This window comes from Psychrobacter sp. 1U2 (genome assembly GCF_051847575.1).
The window spans coordinates 1-1,001 of the sequence record NZ_JBPYDC010000526.1; the positions used below are offsets into that span (position 1 = coordinate 1).

At 46.7% G+C, this 1,001-nt stretch carries 1 protein-coding gene; it reads right to left on the reverse strand.

From position 1 onward, the window contains the following. The coding region (locus tag ACS8FD_RS17050) for an NAD(P)/FAD-dependent oxidoreductase (protein WP_439276717.1) at window positions 1-849 on the reverse strand (849 nt) is incomplete at its 3' end. Between the last annotated feature and the right edge of the window lie 152 nt (window positions 850-1,001).

The following is a 1,001-nucleotide window of genomic DNA, read 5'->3' on the forward strand; positions in this document are numbered from 1 at the left end:
CGGATGTAACTTTAGGCGTTGCATTTCATCAAACGGTGACATGTATGGATTAGAATACGATAAGTCAATCACCATACCAAAGCTAACTTGATTGTTTTCGTCGAAATATAACCACCAGCCGCCTGTCGACCCCGTGTCAGTTAAAGGCCAACCTGAGCCATGCATGACCACACCCTGCTCATGTTTATCTGGTGCAATTTCCCATAGCTCTTTTAGACCGATACCATAATGCTGCGGATCAGAGTCTTTATCTAGGCTAAAACGGCTAATTAAGCGTTTGCCAAGGTGACCACGACAACCTTCAGCAAAAATAGTATATTTTGCCAGTAATTCATAACCTGGCTCAAAACTGGCTTTGGCTTCACCATCGGCGGCTACGCCCATATCACCGGTCAAGATACCTTTTACTGACCCATCATCGTTGTATAAAATATCAGAAGCTGGGAAGCCTGGGAACATCATAACTTCCAGCTCTTCTGCCTGCTCAGCAAGCCAGCGTACAACATTGGCCAATGAGACAATATAGTTGCCTTCGTTATGCATACTGGCTGGTACGATTGAGTCCATCAGCTTGGTACTTTTAGTCTCAGAACCTAGCATGTAAACACGGTCTTCGATAGCCGGCACGTTTAAAGGCGCGCCTTTAGCTTTCCAATCAGGTATCAATTCGTCCAAAGCACGTGGCTCAATCACCGCACCTGATAACGTATGTGCGCCAAACTCAGAGCCTTTTTCGACAACACATACCATAAATTCGTCATTGCCTGCTTCAATGGCAAGCTGACGTAAGCGAATAGCCGCAGACAGACCTGCAGGACCGCCGCCGACGATAATAACGTCGAACTCCATCGATTCGCGCTCAATTTCAGGCTCTACTGGTTCAGGCTCAGGTGCTGTATCAGCAGGTGCTTTATCAACAAGGTTGTCTTCAGCGGCTTCTTCTTTGGTAACTTCTTCAGTGACAGCAGCCTCAGTTGACGCTTTTTCAGCAGAGTTGTCTT